This window comes from Salicola sp. AFF1 (assembly GCF_056783195.1).
Window position 1 is genome coordinate 1 of sequence record NZ_JBXAYL010000104.1, and the last position, 1027, is coordinate 1027.

Annotated in this window: 3 protein-coding genes; all 3 read right to left on the reverse strand. The window is 53.3% G+C overall.

What is annotated here, in order from left to right; translation table 11 throughout:
- Positions 1–151 precede the first annotated feature (151 nt).
- Genes AC1RQI_RS16905 through AC1RQI_RS16915 form a run of 3 tightly spaced genes read right to left on the reverse strand, consistent with a single transcriptional unit; the run spans position 152 to position 747 of the window.
- A complete protein-coding gene (locus tag AC1RQI_RS16905; protein ID WP_481905782.1) occupies positions 152–337 on the reverse strand; it encodes a type II toxin-antitoxin system RelE family toxin in 186 nt (61 codons plus the stop codon).
- 15 nt (positions 338–352) lie between these two features.
- A complete protein-coding gene (locus tag AC1RQI_RS16910) occupies positions 353–487 on the reverse strand; it encodes a hypothetical protein (protein ID WP_481905780.1) in 135 nt (44 codons plus the stop codon).
- Positions 484–747: a hypothetical protein gene (locus tag AC1RQI_RS16915; RefSeq protein WP_481905781.1), complete on the reverse strand. Its 264-nt coding sequence runs from the start codon at positions 745–747 to the stop codon at positions 484–486. Before AC1RQI_RS16915 ends, AC1RQI_RS16910 begins: the two co-directional genes overlap by 4 nt.
- Positions 748–1027: the final 280 nt, after the last annotated feature.

Here is a 1027-nt window from a genome sequence, read left to right on the forward strand (position 1 = left end):
GACCGCTGCGAGCCTTGCCCGGAGCCACTACACTGGCAGAAACGCCGTCTTCGGCCATTCATGAGAAATTCGGGCTAAGGCCCAATGGCCTCTCGGTACTCTTGATGGAGATTGTCCTGTTCCCCAGGAAACAGAACAGTGTGCCTATTGGCTAATACTTCTTGTACACCTCGCCCCTGGGCTTCGCATCCAGCACGAGCACTTCCAGCTCATCGTCAAAGATGCGATAGACGATGCGGTGATGCCCAACCCTGACACGATACACATCCACATACCCCGACAACTGGACAGCACCATGCAGTCTGGAGTTTTCGGACATTTGATCGAGGGCTCTGATAACACGACGGCGGGTCTACGGGTGAAGCTTCTTGAGGACATCCAGGTCCTCGACTTCTCCAGATTTCTTCTCACTGGCCATCTGCGCTTTCCGCTTCGCAATCTCCGTGCGCTCTTCAGCCGTCAGCTGACGTTCCCTGTCGTTACTCATTCTCCAATCTCCTTTTTGAAATCGTCCAAATCCTGGGAGCCCTCGCGGTCCTTAGAGCGCTCATCCACAAAGCTCAAATCCTGATGCGCATCCAGCTGATACAGAAACCACTCATACTGCTCGGCAGTGAGGATTGCCCCAGCGGTTTTCCCATCAGCCGAAAGTACCAGCTCTTTGTCCTGGTTCTGAATCGCTCCTACATACTGCTTGATCGATTCAGTGTCACTGACATCGCATTCCTTATAATCATCCCTATCCATAGAGTTCCCCTTTCCTGAAAGACATACCGTTCTCCCTAGCGTTGGAAGTAACTACCGAGGGACGGCAAGCATACAAAATTACCACCAGCGCCCGCCACCACTCAGCATATGAACCGGTCTCGGTCTCCCTACTCCGCAGCCAAATCCTGATCTTCACCAGATTCGTCATCCTCACTGTTCTCAACCGGATCCCGCCGATTAATCCTAGGAGTCTGCGCGGCAGAAGATTTTAGGTCCCGGTTTGAGTCGAGTGGGTCAGTATCCAGCCGGGATTGCTTCC

Bases quoted from the DNA above. Each gene is read 5' to 3' on its own strand.
- AC1RQI_RS16910 (WP_481905780.1), bottom strand. From the start codon at position 487: ATGAGTAACGACAGGGAACGTCAGCTGACGGCTGAAGAGCGCACGGAG.
- AC1RQI_RS16915 (WP_481905781.1), bottom strand. From the start codon at position 747: ATGGATAGGGATGATTATAAGGAATGCGATGTCAGTGACACTGAATCG.